The organism is Streptomyces sp. NPDC005576, from assembly GCF_042871745.1.
Taxonomy (GTDB): Bacteria; Actinomycetota; Actinomycetes; order Streptomycetales; family Streptomycetaceae; genus Streptomyces.
Map to the genome: position 1 here is coordinate 140,267 of NZ_JBIAJC010000001.1, position 17,645 is coordinate 157,911.

Annotated in this window: 15 protein-coding genes; 5 read left to right on the plus strand and 10 right to left on the minus strand. The window is 73.9% G+C overall.

Annotated features, from left to right (window positions below; translation table 11 throughout):
• Nucleotides 1-3: 3 nt before the first annotated feature.
• From ACFYPN_RS00660 to ACFYPN_RS00680, 5 genes are all read right to left on the minus strand, one after another.
• A complete protein-coding gene (locus tag ACFYPN_RS00660; protein WP_389296327.1) occupies nucleotides 4-1,788 on the minus strand; it encodes an ABC transporter ATP-binding protein in 1,785 nt (594 codons plus the stop codon).
• Complete coding sequence (locus ACFYPN_RS00665) at nucleotides 1,785-2,921, minus strand: energy-coupling factor transporter transmembrane protein EcfT (protein WP_389296328.1); 1,137 nt, start codon at nucleotides 2,919-2,921, stop codon at nucleotides 1,785-1,787. Before ACFYPN_RS00665 ends, ACFYPN_RS00660 begins: the two co-directional genes overlap by 4 nt.
• Entirely contained in the window at nucleotides 2,918-3,655 is a 738-nt protein-coding gene (locus ACFYPN_RS00670; protein ID WP_389296329.1) for an SCO2322 family protein, read from the minus strand. The genes ACFYPN_RS00665 and ACFYPN_RS00670 overlap by 4 nt, the downstream gene beginning before the upstream one ends.
• Entirely contained in the window at nucleotides 3,652-4,926 is a 1,275-nt protein-coding gene (locus ACFYPN_RS00675; RefSeq protein ID WP_389296330.1) for a prenyltransferase/squalene oxidase repeat-containing protein, read from the minus strand. Before ACFYPN_RS00675 ends, ACFYPN_RS00670 begins: the two co-directional genes overlap by 4 nt.
• 397 nt (nucleotides 4,927-5,323) lie before the next feature.
• A complete protein-coding gene (locus ACFYPN_RS00680; RefSeq protein ID WP_358758654.1) occupies nucleotides 5,324-5,929 on the minus strand; it encodes a TetR family transcriptional regulator in 606 nt (201 codons plus the stop codon).
• A gap of 168 nt (nucleotides 5,930-6,097) precedes the next feature.
• Here ACFYPN_RS00680 and ACFYPN_RS00685 point away from each other — a divergent pair, with 168 nt between their 5' ends.
• The 3 genes from ACFYPN_RS00685 (at nucleotide 6,098) to ACFYPN_RS00695 (ending at nucleotide 9,301) form a co-directional block, all read left to right on the plus strand.
• Complete coding sequence (locus ACFYPN_RS00685) at nucleotides 6,098-7,411, plus strand: glycosyltransferase family 4 protein (RefSeq protein WP_389296331.1); 1,314 nt, start codon at nucleotides 6,098-6,100, stop codon at nucleotides 7,409-7,411.
• A gap of 88 nt (nucleotides 7,412-7,499) precedes the next feature.
• The gene (locus ACFYPN_RS00690; RefSeq protein ID WP_358758658.1) at nucleotides 7,500-8,231 is read left to right on the plus strand and encodes a class I SAM-dependent methyltransferase; all 732 of its coding nucleotides are present in this window, start codon (nucleotides 7,500-7,502) and stop codon (nucleotides 8,229-8,231) included.
• Nucleotides 8,228-9,301: a prenyltransferase gene (locus ACFYPN_RS00695; RefSeq protein WP_389296332.1), complete on the plus strand. Its 1,074-nt coding sequence runs from the start codon at nucleotides 8,228-8,230 to the stop codon at nucleotides 9,299-9,301. Before ACFYPN_RS00690 ends, ACFYPN_RS00695 begins: the two co-directional genes overlap by 4 nt.
• Before the next feature lie 41 nt (nucleotides 9,302-9,342).
• Here the strand turns inward: ACFYPN_RS00695 and ACFYPN_RS00700 are convergent, their stop codons facing one another.
• Nucleotides 9,343-9,636, minus strand: coding sequence for a hypothetical protein (locus ACFYPN_RS00700; RefSeq protein ID WP_275494475.1), 294 nt, complete (start codon nucleotides 9,634-9,636; stop codon nucleotides 9,343-9,345).
• A gap of 132 nt (nucleotides 9,637-9,768) precedes the next feature.
• On the opposite strand from ACFYPN_RS00700, the gene ACFYPN_RS00705 reads away from it, so the two are divergent.
• Nucleotides 9,769-10,575 (plus strand): maleylpyruvate isomerase N-terminal domain-containing protein, encoded by an 807-nt coding sequence (locus tag ACFYPN_RS00705; protein WP_389296333.1) that lies wholly within the window; start codon nucleotides 9,769-9,771, stop codon nucleotides 10,573-10,575.
• A gap of 125 nt (nucleotides 10,576-10,700) precedes the next feature.
• Here the strand turns inward: ACFYPN_RS00705 and ACFYPN_RS00710 are convergent, their stop codons facing one another.
• The 4 genes from ACFYPN_RS00710 to ACFYPN_RS00725 form a co-directional block, all read right to left on the minus strand.
• Nucleotides 10,701-11,552 (minus strand): DUF5336 domain-containing protein, encoded by an 852-nt coding sequence (locus tag ACFYPN_RS00710; protein WP_389296334.1) that lies wholly within the window; start codon nucleotides 11,550-11,552, stop codon nucleotides 10,701-10,703.
• 181 nt (nucleotides 11,553-11,733) lie between these two features.
• Complete coding sequence (locus tag ACFYPN_RS00715) at nucleotides 11,734-12,681, minus strand: N-acetylmuramoyl-L-alanine amidase (RefSeq protein WP_358758666.1); 948 nt, start codon at nucleotides 12,679-12,681, stop codon at nucleotides 11,734-11,736.
• Nucleotides 12,682-12,704: 23 nt separating this feature from the next.
• Nucleotides 12,705-13,292, minus strand: a complete 588-nt coding sequence (locus ACFYPN_RS00720; RefSeq protein ID WP_358758752.1) for a class I SAM-dependent methyltransferase — start codon at nucleotides 13,290-13,292, stop codon at nucleotides 12,705-12,707.
• Nucleotides 13,293-13,504: 212 nt separating this feature from the next.
• On the minus strand, nucleotides 13,505-15,421 hold the full coding sequence (locus ACFYPN_RS00725; RefSeq protein WP_389296335.1) for an MFS transporter: 1,917 nt from the start codon (nucleotides 15,419-15,421) through the stop codon (nucleotides 13,505-13,507).
• 713 nt (nucleotides 15,422-16,134) lie between these two features.
• Between ACFYPN_RS00725 and ACFYPN_RS00730 the strand changes: the two genes are divergently transcribed.
• The gene (locus ACFYPN_RS00730; RefSeq protein WP_389296568.1) at nucleotides 16,135-17,610 is read left to right on the plus strand and encodes a DHA2 family efflux MFS transporter permease subunit; all 1,476 of its coding nucleotides are present in this window, start codon (nucleotides 16,135-16,137) and stop codon (nucleotides 17,608-17,610) included.
• The last annotated feature ends 35 nt before the right edge of the window (nucleotides 17,611-17,645 follow it).

Genomic DNA, 17,645 nt, shown 5'->3' on the forward strand with positions numbered 1-17,645 from the left:
CGGTCACCGGTCCGCCTCCAGGGCCGTGCGGACCTGGCTCACCGTGAGCCACTCCTGCGGAGCGAGGATCTTCGCGGTCTGCGGGGCGTACGCGGGGGAGGAGACCACCACCTGCCGGGTCGGGCCGTCCGCGACGACCTCCCCGCCGGCCAGGATCACCACCCGGTCCGCCAGTTCCGCCGCCAGTTCCACGTCGTGGGTGGCCAGGACGATCGCGTGTCCCTCGGCCGCCAGACCTCGGAGCGCCCCGACCAGCCGGGACTTGGCCGCGTAGTCGAGGCCCCGGGTCGGCTCGTCCAGCAGGATCAGCGGCGGCCGGGCGGTCAGCACGAGCGCCAGCGCCAGGGTCAGCCGCTGCCCCTCGGAGAGGTCACGGGGGTGGGTGGCGTCCGGCACCCCGGGCAGCAGACGGGAGACGAGAGCCCGGCAGCTGCCCGCCGGGGCGCCCGCGTCGGCATCGGCCGCCGCGCACTCGGCGGCGACCGTCTCCGCGTACAGCAGATCGCGGGGCTCCTGCGGCACCAGCCCGACCCGGCGCACCATGGTGCGCGGGTCCGTACGGGACGGTTCCAGGCCGCCCACCCGGACCCGCCCGGCGGTGGGCGGGACCATGCCGACGAGCGCCCCGAGCAGCGTGGACTTCCCGGCGCCGTTACGGCCCATCAGGGCCACGGTCTCCCCGGCCCGGACGTCCAGGGTCACCGCGCGCAGCGCCTCCACCCGGCCGCGCCGCACCCCGAGCCCCTCGGTCCGGGCCAGGGGCTCGGCGGGGTCGGGGGCACCCGTGAGACCGGCCGCGGGACCAGTGGTGGGCGCCCGGCGCGTGCGCCGGAGCCCGAAGAACCCGGAGCGCGGCGCGGGCACCGGCGCGGGGCTCCCGGAAAGAGGGAGGGGCGCGCCGTCCACGCCGCGCGCCGGAGGTTCGTGGTGTACGGGACCGGCGACCAGCGGGACCGGACCGGCGGGCGACCGGCCGGCCAGCCGCTCCCGCAGCCCTTCCGCCCGCCGCCTCGCATCCCGCACCGAGAGGGGCAGCGGGTCCCAGCCCGCCAGCAGCCCCAGCTCCGCGACGGGCGGCCGGACCGGCGAGACGGCCATGATCTCCGCCGGCGCCCCGACGACCGGCGCCGCACCGGGCGCGGGCAGCAGCACGACCCGGTCCGCGTACTGCACCACGCGCTCCAGCCGGTGCTCGGCCATCAGCACGGTCGTGCCCAGGTCGTGCACGAGCCGCTGGAGCACCGCGAGGACCTCCTCGGCCGCCGCCGGGTCCAGCGCGGAGGTCGGCTCGTCGAGCACCAGCACCTTCGGGTGCGGGGTCAGCACCGAACCGATCGCGACCCGCTGCCGCTGGCCGCCGGAGAGCGTGGCGATCGGCCGCTCCCGCAGCTCCGCGAGCCCCAGCAGATCGAGGGTCTCCTCCACCCGGCGGCGCATCACGTCCGGGGCGAGCCCCAACGACTCCATGCCGTAGGCGAGTTCGTCCTCCACGGTGTCGGTGACGAAGTGCGCGGACGGGTCCTGGCCCACCGTGCCCACCAGATCGGCGAGTTCACGCGGCTTGTGGGTGCGCGTGTCCCGCCCGCCGACGGTCACCCGGCCGCTCAGCGTCCCGCCGGTGAAGTGCGGCACCAGACCCGGCACCGCGCCGAGCAATGTCGACTTGCCGACCCCGGACGGTCCGACCAGCAGCACCAACTCGCCCTCGGGCACGGTCAGGTCGACGCCCGCCAGGGCGGGTTCGGCCGCGCCCTCGTACCGTACGGAGACCTGCTCGAACCGGATCACTGGTCCTCCTTCGGATGCGGCGGTACGGGGGCGGCGAACGCGGGCAGCAGCCCGATCAGGATGCCCGCGGCGGGCAGGAGCGGAAGCACCGGCGGGACCGGCGGGACGACGCCGGGCCGCAGCGCCGCCGGGTCCACCGAGCCGGCCCGGATCATCGCCGCGGCCACCAGCACACCCGACCCCGCCACCAGCCACGCCCGCACACCCCACCGGTCGGGCCGGTAGCGGGTGCGTACCGAGCGCCGGCCGCCCAGGCGCAGCCCCGCCATCGCCGCGAGGAGACCCGCCAGCAGCAGCGGCAGCCCGTAGACCGCGCCCTCGGCGGCGAGCAGCCCGTACGTACCGGCGCACACCCCCAGCAGACCGCCGAGGGTGAGGACGTTCGTGGTGCGCCGGACCCCGGCCGGCACCTGGGCGGTCCGCCCGTAACCGCGCGCGTCCATCGAGGCGGCCACCGCCACCGAACGCTCCAGAGCCCCCTCCAGCACCGGCAGACCGATCTGGGCGATCGCCCGGACCCCGCCGGTGGGGCGGCCCCGCAACCGCCGGGCCGTGCGCAGCCGCGCCACGTCCGCGACCATGTTCGGCGCGAACGTCATGGCGACGACGACCGCGACCCCCGCCTCGTAGAGCGCGCCCGGCAGCGACTTCAGCAACCGGGCAGGACTCGCAAGGGAGTTGGCGGCGCCGACACAGATCAGCAGGGCGGCCATCCGCGCCCCGTCGTAGAGCGCGAAGAGCATCTGCTCCCCGGTCACCCGGCCGCCGATCCGGACGCCCTGCGCCCAGTGCGGGAGCGGGACCTCGGGGAGCGTGAAGAGGGTGTGCGTGCCCGGGATCGACGACCCGAGGAACGCCGAGAACAACAGCCGTACCCCGACGACGAAGAGACCCAGCTTGACGAACGCCCCGTACGAACGGGCCCACGGCGCGTCCGTGCGGCGCGCGGCCACCACGTAACCCGCCACCCCCACCAGCAGCCCGAGCAGCAGCGGATTGGTGGTGCGGGACGCGGCGGTCGCCAGACCCAGCGCCCACAGCCACCACGCGCCGGCGGGCAGCGCGTTGCTCCGGTGCGCCCCGGGCGCGCGCAGGGCGCGCACCCGGCCCGTCCTGGCGGGGAGGCGGCTCATCGCCGGCGGCGGGCCTGGAAGACGGCGGCTCCACCGAGGACCACGACGGCACCGACCCCGGCGAGCACGCCGACCGACGGCCCACCGCCGTCACCGTCCGCCGCGCCGCCGTCCGCCGAAGCGGCCGGAGCGCTCGCGCCGGCCGAGGTCCCGGAGGACGAGGTCCCCGCGGGCGCGGGCGAGGCGGCGCCCGCGATCTGCTCGCCGCAACCGGTCTCCGGATAGCCCGAGATGGCACAGAGCAGCGCCGCGCTGTCGTACCGCAGCGGCTTCGCGACCGAGGCCAGCGCCTCCGCGGTGCTCGCGTCCGGCGCGACCCGGGCGCAGGCGGTGCGCAGCGCGGGGGGCTGCTCCCCGGCGGGGGCGTCGGCCGCCGTCCCGGGGTCGATGACCAGCGCCACGCGCTTGCTGCCGTCCTTCGCGGGGGTGTCCCCGCAGACGGCGGCGAAGTCGGGGGCGCGGCGCGGCCGTGCCGCGTCGCCGGAGTCCTCGCTCACCGCGAACCGGAAGCCCTGCACCGCCCCGTCGTCGGGGCGGACGAGGGACGGCCCCTGGGTGGCGTACGCCCACTTCGCCCCGTCGCCCTCCCAGAAGGACCAGTAGCGGTAACCGGCGGCCTGCGCGGTGCCGGCGACGCAGAGCGACACTGCTGCCGCGAGCGCCGTGAACAGGGCGAGCACCACCACGCGGCGGACGGCCGCGCCGGGCCGGCTCCGGAATCCGGGGATGGTCACCGGCCGCCCTTGTCCTTGCGCCGGTTGCTGAGCAGGAAGCCGATGCCCGCGCCGAAGGCGAGACCGACGCCCACCAGCCACCACACGCCGACACCGGAGTCGTCGTCGGAGGCCGCGGAAGAGGCGGAGGCGGGGGTCGGGGTGGGGGAGGGGATCGCGGTCGCGGCCGGCGCCGGGCCGGTCGCGTTGAGCAGGGCGACGAGGTCGGTGCCGCCGAAGTGGCGGGCGTCGGTGCCGGTCGCGTGCGCCGCGAGAATCAGTTGCGCGTACGCGGCGGGGCCGGACTGCTTCGCCCAGGCGCCAGAGTTCTTCTCCAGCCAGGTGACAGCCGGCACGGCCTTGTCACGGTGGCCGGAGGCGGCGAGCGCCACGACGGCATCGGCGGTGTTGCCGAAGTCGGGCTGCGGGTCGGTGGTCCCGGCGCCGGGCATGGGCGCCTGGTCGAGGTGGCCCGCGGCGGCGAGCGCCCCGGTCAGCCAGTACGCGCCGTTCTGGGCGACCTGCTCGGTGGTGAGGCCGGTGCCTGTGGCGCAGGCGGGCGCCTTGCCGGCGTTGTAACTGCCCGCCGCAAGCCCCTTGCCCAGGGTGCCGAGCACCGCCGCCGCCGTGGCGTCCGCGTTGGCGGCGAGTGCGCCCTTCTTGTCCGGCTGGTAGGCGAACGCGCCGCCGTCCTTGCCACCGCACGGCAGTGCGAGCCCGCGCAGCAGGTCGTACGGGGTGTGCCCGGCGGGGGAGGTCACGTCGGGCAGCTTCTTGCCCGCGCGGGCGAAGGCACCGACGACTATGGCGGTCGAGTTCGCGTCGCTGGGGCTGCCGGCCGAGTAACCCCAGCCACCGTCGTCGTTCTGCACGGAGGCCAGCCAGTCGATGCCGTTCTCCATGGCCGTCTTCTCACCGGTCAGCTCGGCGAGCGCCTGCACCGCGGCGGCGGTGGCGTTGGTGTCCGTCATGGTCTTCGCGTCGCACGGCTTGCGGAAGTCGCGGTAGGAGGCGAAGGCACCGCTGTCGCACTGCTGGAGCTTCAGCCAGTTCACCGCCTCCACGGACGGGGTGACGTACTCGATCTTCTGGGCCAGGAAGGCCAGCGACTGGCGCCAGACCCCGTCGTAGGTCGGGTCCGAGGTGCCGTACAGCCCGGCATGCGGGTCGGAGGGCACGGTGGGGGAGACGGAGGGCGACGGACTGGAGGAGTCCGCCAGCGCCGCCGGGGCGGCGAACGCCATGAGCACGGCGGTGGACGCGAGCGCGGCTGCGCTGCGGCGTACGGTCATGACGGGCGAGGGCCTCTCCTGCGGGGGCCGGGCGCGGGCACGCGTCTGTGCCGGGCTCGGCTCCGTCTGTGGCGACGGATGCGGGCCGCCGGACCTCCCGGCGGCATCGGCCGTTCGCACCCGCGTACCGGACTCCGCCCCGGTGTGCGGGCGGTTCGCGGGCGGCAGCGGCCCCGGGAGCACCGGGACCGGGCGGGGAGCGGAACCGGCTGGGACCGGGTTCCCCCCGTACGGGCGTGACGAACGACGGGTTCACTCTACCGGGGGAGCCGGCACCGGCCCCGAGGCCGGTCGCCGGCCGCTCGCCCGGGGGCCGCAGGTCATGGGGCGGAGCGTGGCGGCGGGCGGCTTCCGCGCTTGCGGCCGCTCCGGTCGCTTCGGCCGGCAGGCGCGGCCCTCAGCCGCCGGGGCGCGGGGGGTCGAGCAGTCGGCAGGCCGTCTCGATGTCCGTCCGCACCTGTCCGGCCGGGGCGCGGCCGGAGAGCCAGGACGTGAGGGTGGCGTACCAGGTGTGCTCGACCACCCGCACCGCCGACAGCTGCCCGGCGTCCGGGTCCGCCAGACCCGACGCATCCAGCACGATCTCGGCGACCAGCCGGGAGACCGCGTCCGCCTCGGCGCGCACGCTCCGGTCGGCGAACGTCCAGGCCCGCAGCATGGCGTCCGCCAGTTCCGGTTCGCGGCGCAGCGCCCCGAAGGCGCGCAGCAGGGTGGCGGCGGCCCGCTCACCGGGCGTGTGCCCGGCCGGCGGGTGGTCTGCCAGCGTGGTGCGGAGCAGCCGCAGCCGGTCGTGCAGAGTGGCGACCAGCAGATGGATCTTGGACGGGAAGTAGCGGTAGAGGGTGCCGAGGGCGACCCCGGCGGCCTCCGCGACCTCCCGCATCTGCACGGCCTCGAAGCCGCCCCGCCCGGCCAGCTCCGCGGTGGCGTCCAGAATGCGGGCACGACGGGCCCGCTGGCCCGCGGTGAGGGGAAGGGCCGGGGGCCGGGCATCAGCGGTCATGGGCCCACTTCCCCTTCCGTGCCGTGGCGGGAATCACCTGATGCAGTCGTCACGCCGACGCTACCTGCCGGTAGATTCGATCCTCATTGGACGGGTCGGTCTGAAACTTGTTCCAGATTATCGGCAGCGGTTACGCTCCGGAAGACGCAGTGATGAAGGGGGCCGGGAGTGACCGCTGAGGCCATGGCGACGGACCCCGGTGCGGGACCCGGAGCGTCCGCCGGATCGGACGACCGCCCGCTGCGGATCGCCCTCCTGACGTACAAGGGCAACCCGTTCTGCGGCGGCCAGGGCGTTTACGTGCGTCACCTCGGCCGCGAACTGGCGCGCCTGGGCCACAGCGTCGAGGTGATCGGCGCCCAGCCCTACCCCGTGCTCGACGAGGGCGTCCCGCTCACCGAACTGCCCAGCCTCGACCTCTACCGGCAGCCCGACCCGTTCCGGACGCCCGGGTGGGGCGAGTACCGCGACTGGGTCGACCTCGCGGAGGTCGCCACCATGTGGACCGGCGGATTCCCCGAGCCGCTCACCTTCTCGCTGCGGGCCGGACGCCATCTGCGGTCCCGGCGCGGCGAGTTCGACGTGGTCCACGACAACCAGACGCTCGGCTACGGCCTGCTCGGCGATCTCGGCGCCCCGCTCGTCACCACCATCCACCACCCCATCACCGTGGACCGACGGCTCGACCTGGCGGCTGCCCCGACCCGTCTGCGCGCCCTCTCCGTACGCCGCTGGTACGGCTTCACCCGCATGCAGAAGCGCGTCGCCCGCCGGATGCCCCACGTCCTCACCGTCTCGGGCTCGTCCCGTCAGGAGATCGTCGACGACCTCGGGGTGCGCCCCGACCGCGTCGACGTCGTCCACATCGGCGCCGACACCGACCTCTGGTCGCCCGACCCGTCGGTCCGCGAGGTACCCGGCCGGATCGTCACCACTTCCAGCGCCGACGTCCCCCTCAAGGGACTCGTCCACCTCGTGGAGGCCCTCGGCAAGGTCAGGGCCGGCCACCCCGACGCCCACCTCGTCGTCGTCGGCAGGCGCGCCGAGGACGGTCCCGTGGCCCGGACGATCGAACGCCTCGGCCTGGCGGACGCCGTCGAGTTCGTCAAGGGCATCAGCGACGCCGAACTCGTCGACCTGGTGCGCGGCGCGCAGGTCGCCTGCGTCCCCTCGCTGTACGAAGGGTTCTCGCTGCCCGCCGCCGAGGCGATGGCCACCGGTACCCCGCTCGTCGCCACCACCGGCGGCGCCATCCCCGAGGTCACCGGCCGCGACGGGGAGACCTGCCTCGCCGTGGCGCCCGGCGACCCCGACGCGCTCGCAACCGCCCTCACCCGGATGCTGGACGATGCGGAGCTGCGGGCCCGGCTCGGCGCAGCGGGCCGCGCCCGGGTACTGGCCAACTTCACCTGGGCCAGGGCGGCGGCCGGCACCGCCGACCTCTACCGCCGGGCCATCGCCGCCCGGGGAGTCCGCAGATGACGTCCCGCGGTCCCTCCCGCGACGCCTCCTGCGGCTCCGCCCTTTCCCCCACTCGTGCCCGTACCACCGACCTCGAAGGCAGGCCCTCGTGCTGACCGTCGACTTCACCCGCTTCCCGCTCGCCGCAGGCGACCGTGTGCTCGATCTCGGCTGCGGTGCCGGACGGCACGCCTTCGAGTGCTACCGGCGCGGAGCCCAGGTCGTGGCCCTGGACCAGAACGGCGAGGAGATCCGCGAGGTCGCCAAGTGGTTCGCGGCGATGAGGGCCGAGGGCGAGGCCCCGGCCGGCGCGACCGCCACCGCCATGGAGGGCGACGCCCTCAACCTGCCCTTCCCCGACGCCTCGTTCGACGTCGTGATCATCTCCGAGGTGATGGAGCACATCCCCGACGACAAGGGCGTCCTCGCCGAGATGGTCCGCGTCCTCAAGCCGGGCGGCCGCATCGCGATCACCGTGCCCCGCTACGGCCCCGAGAAGGTCTGCTGGTCCCTCTCCGACGCGTACCACGAGGTCGAGGGCGGCCACATCCGTATCTACAAGGCCGACGAACTGCTCCGCAAGATCCGCGAAGCCGGCCTGAAGCCGTACGGCACCCACCACGCCCACGCCCTGCACGCGCCGTACTGGTGGCTCAAGTGCGCCTTCGGCGTGGACAACGACAAGGCGCTTCCCGTCCGCGCCTACCACAAGCTGCTCGTGTGGGACATCATGAAGAAGCCCGCGGTGACCCGGGTCGCCGAGCAGCTGCTCAACCCGGTCGTCGGAAAGAGCTTCGTGGCGTACGCGACGAAGCCGCACCTCCCGAAGGCAGAGGCGTGACCCTCCCCGAACGGACCGAACACCTGGTCCTGCCAGGCGTCCTGACGCCTGATCAGGCATCCGAGACCGTTTCCGCCCTACTCGGCGTGCAGCGCGAGGACGGTGCGCTGCCCTGGTTCCGCGACCACCATCTGGACCCCTGGGACCACACCGAGGCCGCCATGGCCCTCGACGCCGCCGGCGAACACGAAGCCGCCGAGCGGGCCTACGAGTGGCTGGTCCGCAGCCAGAACCAGGACGGTTCCTGGTACGCCGCCTACCACGACGGTGATCCGGAGCGACCCACCGACCGCGGCCGGGAATCCAACTTCTGCGCGTACGTGGCCGTCGGCGTCTGGCACCACTACCTCGCCACCGGGGACGACGCGTTCGTCGACCGGATGTGGCCGATGGTCTTCGCGGCGGTCGAGTTCGTCCTCGGGCTCCAGCAGCCCGGCGGCCAGATCGGCTGGAAGCGCGAAGAGGACGGCACCCCCGTCACCGACGCGCTGCTGACCGGCTCATCCTCGGTCCACCACGCCCTGCGGTGCGCCCTCGCCCTCGCGGAACGACGCGAAGAGCCGCAACCCGACTGGGAGTTGGCGACCGGAGCGCTGGCCCACGCCATCGTCGCGCACCCGGAGCGCTTTCTGGACAAGAGCCACTACTCGATGGACTGGTACTACCCGGTACTCGGTGGCGCGGTCACCGGTGCGCAGGCCCAGCGGCGGATCGACGAGCGCTGGGACGAGTTCGTCGTACCCGGCCTCGGCGTGCGCTGCGTACTGCCCAACCCCTGGGTCACCGGCGGCGAGAGCTGCGAACTCGCCCTGACGCTCTGGGCGATGGGCGAGTCCGACCGTGCCCTGGAGATCCTCCAGTCCATCCAGCACCTGCGCGAGCCCGGTGGCCTCTACTGGACCGGATACGTCTTCGAGGGCGAACGTGCCGTCTGGCCCGAGGAACTCACCACCTGGACCGCCGGCTCACTGCTGCTCGCGGTGGCCGCACTCGGGGGGGACGAGGCGACCACCGCTGTCTTCGGGGGAGAACGGCTGCCGAGGGGCCTGGAACCCGACTGCTGCTCCTGACCTCCGGACACGAGAATTTCCTGCCGGGGAGTGCGGGTGATTCAGGTACGACGGAGACGGCCCGCCACCGCGTGACCGACGAAGAGGTAGACGGCGGCGGCCAGCCCGTATCCGGCGACCACCCGCGCCCACGCCTCGTCGAAGGTGAACAGGTCGTACGACCAACCGGCCAGCCATCGGGCGGAATCCTGCACGAACTGCACCAGCTCGTTGCCCCTGTTGGCGTCGAGCAGGTACATCAGGATCCACAGAATGATGATGAAGGCCATGATGTCCGCGATGACGGCTATCGCGCGCCCCGCGGTGCTGCTTCCTGAGCCTCGTCTGTAGGACATGCACACCGGATTGCCGCTGCCTCCGGCCTGAAACCCGTACGGCCGAACCTGGTGGCGTTCTTCCGCGCGCCGGTACGACCGGACGGGGGCGCCAGTGGACGGGACGAGCCGGTCACTCCCTACGATGTCCGGATGACTACGCTCCCCCACGACCGCTACTGCTCCGAACTCCTGCTCCAGGCGGACCGGTTGAGGTCCGTGCTCGTCGGCGCCGACCTCACGGCGAAGGTCCCCACCTGCCCCGCGTGGACCCTGCGCGACCTCGCCGTGCACGTCGGTGGGGCCCACCGGTGGGCCGGTGAACTCGTGCGGACCCGCGCCCGGGACGACCTCCCCGACGCGCTCGTCCCGGGCTTCGCGGGGCCGGAGGGTGCGGGTCCCGGCAGCGCCACGGGCGACGACGGCCGCGCCGCCCTCGACGCCTGGCTGGCCGAAGGCGCGGCGGCGACCGCGCTCGCCCTGCGGGAGGCCGGACCGGACGCGACCGTCTGGACCTGGGGGTGGGACGGCAGCGCCGCGTTCTGGGCCCGCCGCATGACGCACGAGACGGTCGTCCACCTCGCGGACGCCGCCCTCACCGCGGGGGCCGCCTACGCACCGGCCCCCGACGTCGCCGCCGACACGATCGACGAATGGCTCAGGATCGTCTCCCACGCGCAAGTGGAGGGCGACCCGGAGGCCGCCGAACTGCGGGGCGGCGGACGCTCCCTGCACCTGCACGCCACCGACGTGCCCGGCGCCGAATGGCTCGTCGAACTCGGTGAGGACGGCTTCACCTGGCGGCACGCCCACGCCAAGGCCACCGTCGCCGTGCGCGGCACCCTCACCGACCTCATGCTGCTGATGAACCGGCGGATCGCACCCGGCGCCGACGGCCTGGAGGTGCGCGGCGACGCGGCGTTCCTGGACTTCTGGCTCGCACGCTCGTCCTTCGGGTGAACGGAGCCGCAGGGCGTACCGGTTGACGACGCTGACGGAACCTGACGGAGCGCTGACAGGACGCGAAGGCCCCCGACCGCTTGAACCCGGCGGTCGGGGGCCTTCGTGGTGAACGGACGGGCGGATCAGCCGCGCTGGATGCCCGAGGTGTCCTGGAGCACGCCGCGGCGGCCGTCCTGCGTCTGCGCGATCAGGTTCTGACCGCGCTGCTCGACCGCGAGGTACCAGGTACCGGGGGCCAGTTCAGCGATCTGACCGGACGAGCCGTCCTCGCCGTACAGCGGACGGGGCACCGGCACCGCGAACCAGAACGGCGTGAAGTCACCGGCCGGCGCACCGCCGGACTGCGGCTGCGGTGCCTGGGCGGCCTGCGGGGCCTGCGGGGCCTGGGCGGCCTGCGGGGCCGACTGCGCGCCGAACGGCTGGGGCTGTCCGGGCTGCGGCGCCCCGGCCTGCGAACCGAAGGGCTGCCCACCGCCCGGGTAGCCGTACCCCTGGCCCTGCGACGGCGCGCCGTACGGCGACGGGGTGGCGGCGGCCGGCCGGGGGCCGGACGCGAGCGGAGCCCTGAGCGCGGGAACCAGCGGTCCGGCGACCGCCGCACCGGCGAGCACCAGCGTCGCCAGCAGGCCGAGGATCAGCCCGGCACCCGCGTCACCGGCGTCGATGGTCGTCCAGAACGCGGTCCACAGCGCGAAGACGGTCAGGGCCACGCCGAACTGCCCGAGGTCCAGACCGACGATCTTGCGGCCCGGCGTCGAGCGGCTCACGATCAGCAGCGCCGCTCCGATGACACCGGCCAGGAAGATGCTCATGAGGAGCGAGAGCGAATCCCAGGCACTCGCGCTGTCGAAGCCCGAGCAGTCGACGCCACGGGGGCAGTCATAACCAGAGAGGTCGAGGAAGGAGGCGATGAACAGCACGACCGCTGCTCCGATCACCACGCCGTCGCCTCTAGTGAGGGAGCGGATATTCACGTGAAGGTCCTTAGTCGGTCGTCTCGTCGGGACGGTCGTCGCTGCGCCCGGGGCTCTCCCGCGGACGCGCCGAGAAGCCCGGGGCGGCTCCCCATCGTACGGATGAATCTATCGTCTGCCCGGGCGGGTTGGCCCCCGGCTTGCAGGACGGGGCCGTCATCCCTCCGATATACCCGCAGAACTACCCCCTCAGGTAGACGGCGATGCCGTCACTGATCCCTTCGGCGGCCCGCTGACGCCAGCGGGCACTCGTCAGCAGGGCGGCGTCCTTCGGATCGCGCATGTTGCCGCACTCGACGAACACCTTCGCAACGGTGGACATGTTGAGCCCGCCGAGATCGTCGCGGACGTCCAACCCCGTTCCGCCACCGATGTAGTTGGACGGCGCACTGCCGGTGGCAGCCACGAACCTGCCCGCGATACGTGTCCCCAGATCGCGCGAGGGACTCACGATCCGCGAGGTGTCAGCCGCCCCGTCCCGTACCAGCGCGGGCAGGATCACGTGGAACCCCCGGTTGCCCACGGCCGAACCGTCCGCGTGGACGGAGACCACGGCATCGGCCTTCGCCGCGTTGCCGATCCGGGCCCGCTCGTCCACGCACGGGCCGTACGGGCGGTCGTCGTCGTAGGTGAGGACCACCTTCGCGCCCTGTGCCTCCAGCAGGTCACGCATCCGGTGGGCCACGTCCAGCGTGAACCGCGCTTCCGCATAACCGGCGTCCGTGGACGTGCCGGTCGTGTCGCACTCCTTGTGCCCCGTACCGATGTCCACCTGCCGCCCGATCTCACGGGTGTGCTCGTGGTTGCGCGGATTGTGACCGGGGTCGATCACCACGGTGCGGCCCGCGAGCGGACGCTCCGGCGAGGTCCTCCCGCTCCCACCGGCCGCCGGCGCGGACGTGGCCGGTGACGCGGCCGGTGAGGTGGCCGCGGTGGTCCCCGCGCCTGGCCGCGCCGGCCCTTCCGTGCCACCGCACCCCGCGAGGGCCGGCAGGCAGAGGACGGCGAGCGCGGTGAGCCCGGCGGCGCGGACCGGCCGGCGGACCGGCCGGCGGGCTGCGGAGCGCGCGGGCGAGGGGCGCGGGACGGGGGAGGCGGGCGGGGTGGGGGGAATGCTGGTGTACGGCACGCGGGCGATGGTACCGACGGCCCTCAGATCCCCTGCCCCGTGCGCCGCAGCACGCGCAGCGAGTCGGTCACGGAGATCTCGGCGAAGGCACCGGAGGCGAGCGCCCTCCGGTACACCCGGTACGGGGCCCGGCCGCCGTCCGCCGGGTCGGGGAACACGTCGTGGATCACCAGCAGGCCACCCTCGGCGAGGTGGGGCGCCCAGCCCTCGTAGTCGCCGTTCGCGTGCTCGTCGGTGTGACCGCCGTCGATGAAGACGAGGCCGAGCGCCCCGCCCCAGACCGCCGCGACCTGCGGGGAACGCCCCACCAGCGCGACCACGTGGTCCTCCAGACCCGCCGCGTGCAGGGTCCGCCGGAACGTCGGCAGCGTGTCCATCCGGCCCACCTCGGGGTCCACCAGGGACGTGTCGTGGTACTCCCACCCCGGCTGCTGCTCCTCGCTGCCCCGGTGGTGGTCCACGGTCAGGGCGGTCAGCCCCGCGGCACGGGCCGCGTCGGCGAGGAGGAGGGTGGAGCGTCCGCAGTAGGTGCCGACCTCCAGCAGCGGCAGCCCGAGCCGCGCGGCGTCGACGGCGGCCGCGTACAGCGCCAGACCCTCCCGTACCGGCATGAACCCCTTGGCCTTCTCGAAGGAGGCCAGCACCGCGTCGGCGGGGCGGGCGTCGGGATCGGCGACGGGGGCGGCGGGCTCGGCGGCCACGGGTTCCTCCAGGCGGTACGGGTGTGTCGACGGCGGCCCCATCGTGCCGCACGCCCCCGCCGGACGGACCGGCGGGGGCGTGCGGGGAAGGCTTCCGGCCGGGTCCGGCCGGGACCGGCCGGTCAGACGCGGCGCTCCTCCACGAGTGCCTCCGGCGCCGTCCGGACCGTCCCGGCCCCGGGCGACACCCCGGCACCGCGCTGCTCGGGGACAGCGGCGGTCAGCACCAGATCGGCCACCGCCTGCCGCCCGTTCGCCGCGCAGACGGTGCCCCGGGCGCGCGGCGCGTACCCGGCGGCGGTCACGACCAGCACCTGGCCCGGCTCGGGGGCGGCCGCCAGCGCGTACCGCCCCTCGTCGTCGGCGACGGCCAGACCGGCCTGCCGGCCCTGCCGGTCGACCAGCGTCACGGTCGCCCGGGCCACCGGTGCGCCGGCCTTGTCCAGCACCCGGCCCTGGAAACCGCCGGAGCCCGCGACGATCCGTGAACCGCCGGCGGACGGCGCGGACGCCTCGCCGTGCAGGACGGCCTCGATCGCCACCAGCGCCTCGGCCTCCGCGAGCAGCGCGTCGCTCTCGCTGTCGGCGACCAGCACCCGACGCGAGGCGGGGCGCTGAGAAGGCAGGAACGCGGCGAGCACCAGACCGACCAGCACCGCCCCGGTCGCGATCATGAAGGACGTCCGGAACCCGTCCATCGAGGGAACCGCCACCCCGCCCCTGATGACGGAGGTGTTCGCCAGCACCATGCCGATCACGGCGCTCGACGCCGAGGTGCCGATCGACCGCATCAGTGTGTTGAGGCCGTTGGCGGCACCGGTCTCGGAGGCGTCCACCGCCCCGATGATCAGCGCGGGCAGCGAAGAGTACGCGAGTCCGATGCCGGCGCCCAGCACGGTGGAGATCACCAGGGTCTGCCACGCCGCGTCCATCAGGAGCGTCCCGGCGCCGTAACCGACCGCGATGACCAGCAGCCCGATCATCAGCGAGACCTTCGGGCCGCGCCGGGCGGCGATCCGCGCGTACACCGGAGCGGTGAACATCATGGTCAGACCCAGCGGCGCCATGCACAGACCGGCGACCACCATGGACTGTCCCAGGCCGTAGCCGGTGGACTTCGGCAGCTGGAGCAGTTGCGGGACGACCAGCGACACGGCGTAGAAGGAGATGCCGACCATGATCGAGACGAGATTGGTCAGCAGCACCTCGCGGCGGGCGGTCGTCCGCAGGTCCACCAGGGGCGCGGCGACCCGGAGTTCGTACAGACCCCACACCACGAGGACCAGCAACCCGCCGGCTATCAGGCCGAGGGTGAGCGGCGCGGTCCAGCCCCACTCGCTGCCCTTGGTGATGGGCAGCAGCAGGGAGACCAGGCCCAGCGAGAGACCGAAGGCACCCGCGTAGTCGAAGGTGCCGGGGGCGCGCAACGGCGGCTCGGGCACGAGGAAGAACGTCAGCACCAGGGCCACCGCGCCGACCCCCGCCGAACCGAGGAAGAGCGCGTGCCAGTCGGCGTGTTGGGCGACCAGCGCCGCGCCGGGCATACCGAGCCCGCCGCCCACCCCGACCGAGGAACTCATCAGCGCCATCGACGAGCCGAGCTTCTCCGGCGGCAGTTCGTCGCGCATGATGCCGATGCCGAGCGGGATCGCGCCCATGGCGAATCCCTGGAGCGCCCGTCCGACGATCATGATGACGAGATCGTCGGTGAAGGCGCAGACGAGCGAGCCGAGCACCATCACGGCGAGGCTGGCGATCAGCATCCGCCGCTTGCCGTAGAGATCGCCGAGCCGCCCCATGATCGGGGTGGACACGGCGCCGGCGAGCAGCGTCGCCGTCATCACCCAGGTCGCGTTCGACTGGGCGGTGTGGAGAAGGGTGGGCAGGTCCTTGATGACGGGTACGAGCAGAGTCTGCATCACCGCGACGGTGATGCCCGCGAAGGCCAGTACGGGGACGAGCGCTCCCCTTGGTTCCTTGGTCGCCCGAAGCGGACCGGGACTTCCCCCGGTGGTCTGTTCGTTCGTCGTCCGTCGCATACGTTCGCCTTCCGGGCAGCATGGATCACCGGAGGGACCCCCCCAAGTGCATGCATACCGAACGCTTCTTGGGGCGGGGGTATTCCCGGGGCGGGGGCGGAACCAACTCGCATGTGACGCAATGGTGTTGCGCCGGCGCGGGAGACCGGGCGCCGCGCGCCCCGGCGGAACCACCCGGCTTCGGCCGCGGACGCGGGAGAGGCCGTCCGGCCGGGGGTGCGGGGTACGCGATTGCTACGTTGACGCCCATGACCAGCGATTCCACCGATGCGGCGGCTCCCGCGCAGACTCCAGAGGCCGTGCCCGGCGGCGAGAGACCCTCCGTGTGCGGCTCGGTGACCGGCTTCGGTCCCGACACCGTGGTCGAGGTCTTCGAGCGGGCGGGCTGGGAATCACACAGCTCCAGTTGGTACGGGTTCGAGGTCACCACCGACTGGTGCCAGATCGAGCTGGAACCGCCGGGCAAGCACAAGACCCTGATCAGCGGTGAGGTCGAGGCCGACCGGCTCGACGACCTCGCCGCCCTGCTGCGTACGCGCTTCGGCGGCGCCTTCGCCCTGGAGTTGTACGACTACGACGGCGGGCTGCTCCGGGAGATACCGTTCACCGACCCCGAACCGTCCGCCGCCGATGCCGGCCCGGGGGGCGTAGGCCCAAGGGCCGTCCCCGCTCCCGCCCCTGCGCCGTGTACGCGCGGCGCGGTCCCGGAGACGATGGCGGGCATGACAGACGTTTCCCTGGACGACGCTTCGCTGGACGACGCCTCCCCGGACACCCGTACGGCTCCCCGCCGGCTGCGGCCCCGCACCTGGGCGGCGGTCGTCGCCGCCTGCACCGGTCAGTTCCTGGTCGTGCTCGACGTGTCGGTCGTCAATGTGGCGCTGCCGTCGATGCGGACCGACCTGGGGCTGAGCGCCTCCGGACTGAGCTGGGTCCTCAACGCCTACTCGATCGCCTTCGCCGGCTTCATGCTGCTCGGCGGACGGGCCGCCGACCTCTTCGGCCGCAAGCGGATGTTCCTCGTCGGCCTCGGGCTCTTCACCGCCGCCTCCCTCGCGGGCGGCCTCGCGCAGGAGGGCTGGCAGCTGCTGGCCGCCCGCGCCGTACAGGGGCTCGGCGCCGCCGTCCTCTCACCGGCGACCCTCACACTCCTCACCGCCGCGCTCCCCGAAGGCCCGGCACGGGTCCGCGCGATAGGCACCTGGATGGCGGTCGGCGCCGGCGGCGGAGCGGCGGGCGGGCTGATCGGCGGTGTCCTCACGGACCTGCTCTCCTGGCGTTGGGTCCTGCTGGTCAACGTCCCCGTGGGCGCCCTGGTCCTGGCCGGTGCACTGTTCCTGCTCGCCGAGGGCCGGGCCGGCGAGCGCCGCCGGATCGACCTGCCGGGCGCCGTCCTCGTCACCGCGGGCCTCGCCGCCCTCGCGTACGGCATCGTGCAGACCGAGGCGGCCGGCTGGACGGCCCCCGCGACGCTCGTGCCGCTGCTCGGCGGGGTGGCCCTCCTCGGCACGTTCGTGCTGGTTGAACGGCACACGGCCGCTCCCCTGATGCCCCTGCGGGTGCTGGGCGTACGGGCCGTGGCCTCGGCCAACGCGTCGATGCTGCTGCTCGGCTCGGCCACCTTCTCGATGTGGTACTTCATGACCGTGTACGCGCAGAACGTGCTCGGCTACACCCCACTGCAAGCCGGACTCGCCCTGCTGCCCACCTCCGCCGCGATCGTCTTCGGCTCGAAACTCGCCCCGCGCTTCATGGCGCGTACCGGTGCGAAACCGATGGCCCTCACCGGCATCCTGCTCACGGTCGCGGGCTTCGGATGGCAGTCCACCATGAGCGCCGACAGCCGCTACGCGGCCGGAATCCTGCTGCCGGGCGTCCTGATGGCCTTCGGCATGGGCTTCGTCTCCACCCCCCTCGCCTCCCTCGCCACCTCCGGTGCCGCACCCGGGGACGCCGGCCTGGTCTCCGGCCTGGTCAACACCTCCCGCACGATGGGCGGGGCACTCGGGCTCGCGGTGCTCACCACGGTCGCCGCCGCCCGGACCGGCGACTCGACCACCCCGGCCGACCTCACCGCCGGGTACGCCCTCGCCTTCCGCACGGCGTCCGGGGTCCTCCTGGCGGCGGCCCTCCTGGTGCTCCTCTGGCTGCCGGGCGCGAAGGCGGGACGGGCCGCTCAGCGGCGCTGAACGCCACGGGGGAGGCCGGAGGGCGGGGGAGCCCG

What these genes read in the sequence shown, in the direction of transcription:
- ACFYPN_RS00705 (WP_389296333.1), top strand. Translation starts at nt 9,769, where the DNA reads ATGACTACGCTCCCCCACGACCGCTACTGCTCCGAACTCCTGCTCCAG.
- ACFYPN_RS00725 (WP_389296335.1), bottom strand. Translation starts at nt 15,421, where the DNA reads ATGCGACGGACGACGAACGAACAGACCACCGGGGGAAGTCCCGGTCCG.
- ACFYPN_RS00665 (WP_389296328.1), bottom strand. Translation starts at nt 2,921, where the DNA reads ATGAGCCGCCTCCCCGCCAGGACGGGCCGGGTGCGCGCCCTGCGCGCG.
- ACFYPN_RS00700 (WP_275494475.1), bottom strand. Translation starts at nt 9,636, where the DNA reads ATGTCCTACAGACGAGGCTCAGGAAGCAGCACCGCGGGGCGCGCGATA.
- ACFYPN_RS00720 (WP_358758752.1), bottom strand. Translation starts at nt 13,292, where the DNA reads ATGCCGGTACGGGAGGGTCTGGCGCTGTACGCGGCCGCCGTCGACGCC.
- ACFYPN_RS00675 (WP_389296330.1), bottom strand. Translation starts at nt 4,926, where the DNA reads ATGACCGTACGCCGCAGCGCAGCCGCGCTCGCGTCCACCGCCGTGCTC.
- ACFYPN_RS00680 (WP_358758654.1), bottom strand. Translation starts at nt 5,929, where the DNA reads ATGACCGCTGATGCCCGGCCCCCGGCCCTTCCCCTCACCGCGGGCCAG.
- ACFYPN_RS00730 (WP_389296568.1), top strand. Translation starts at nt 16,135, where the DNA reads ATGGCGGGCATGACAGACGTTTCCCTGGACGACGCTTCGCTGGACGAC.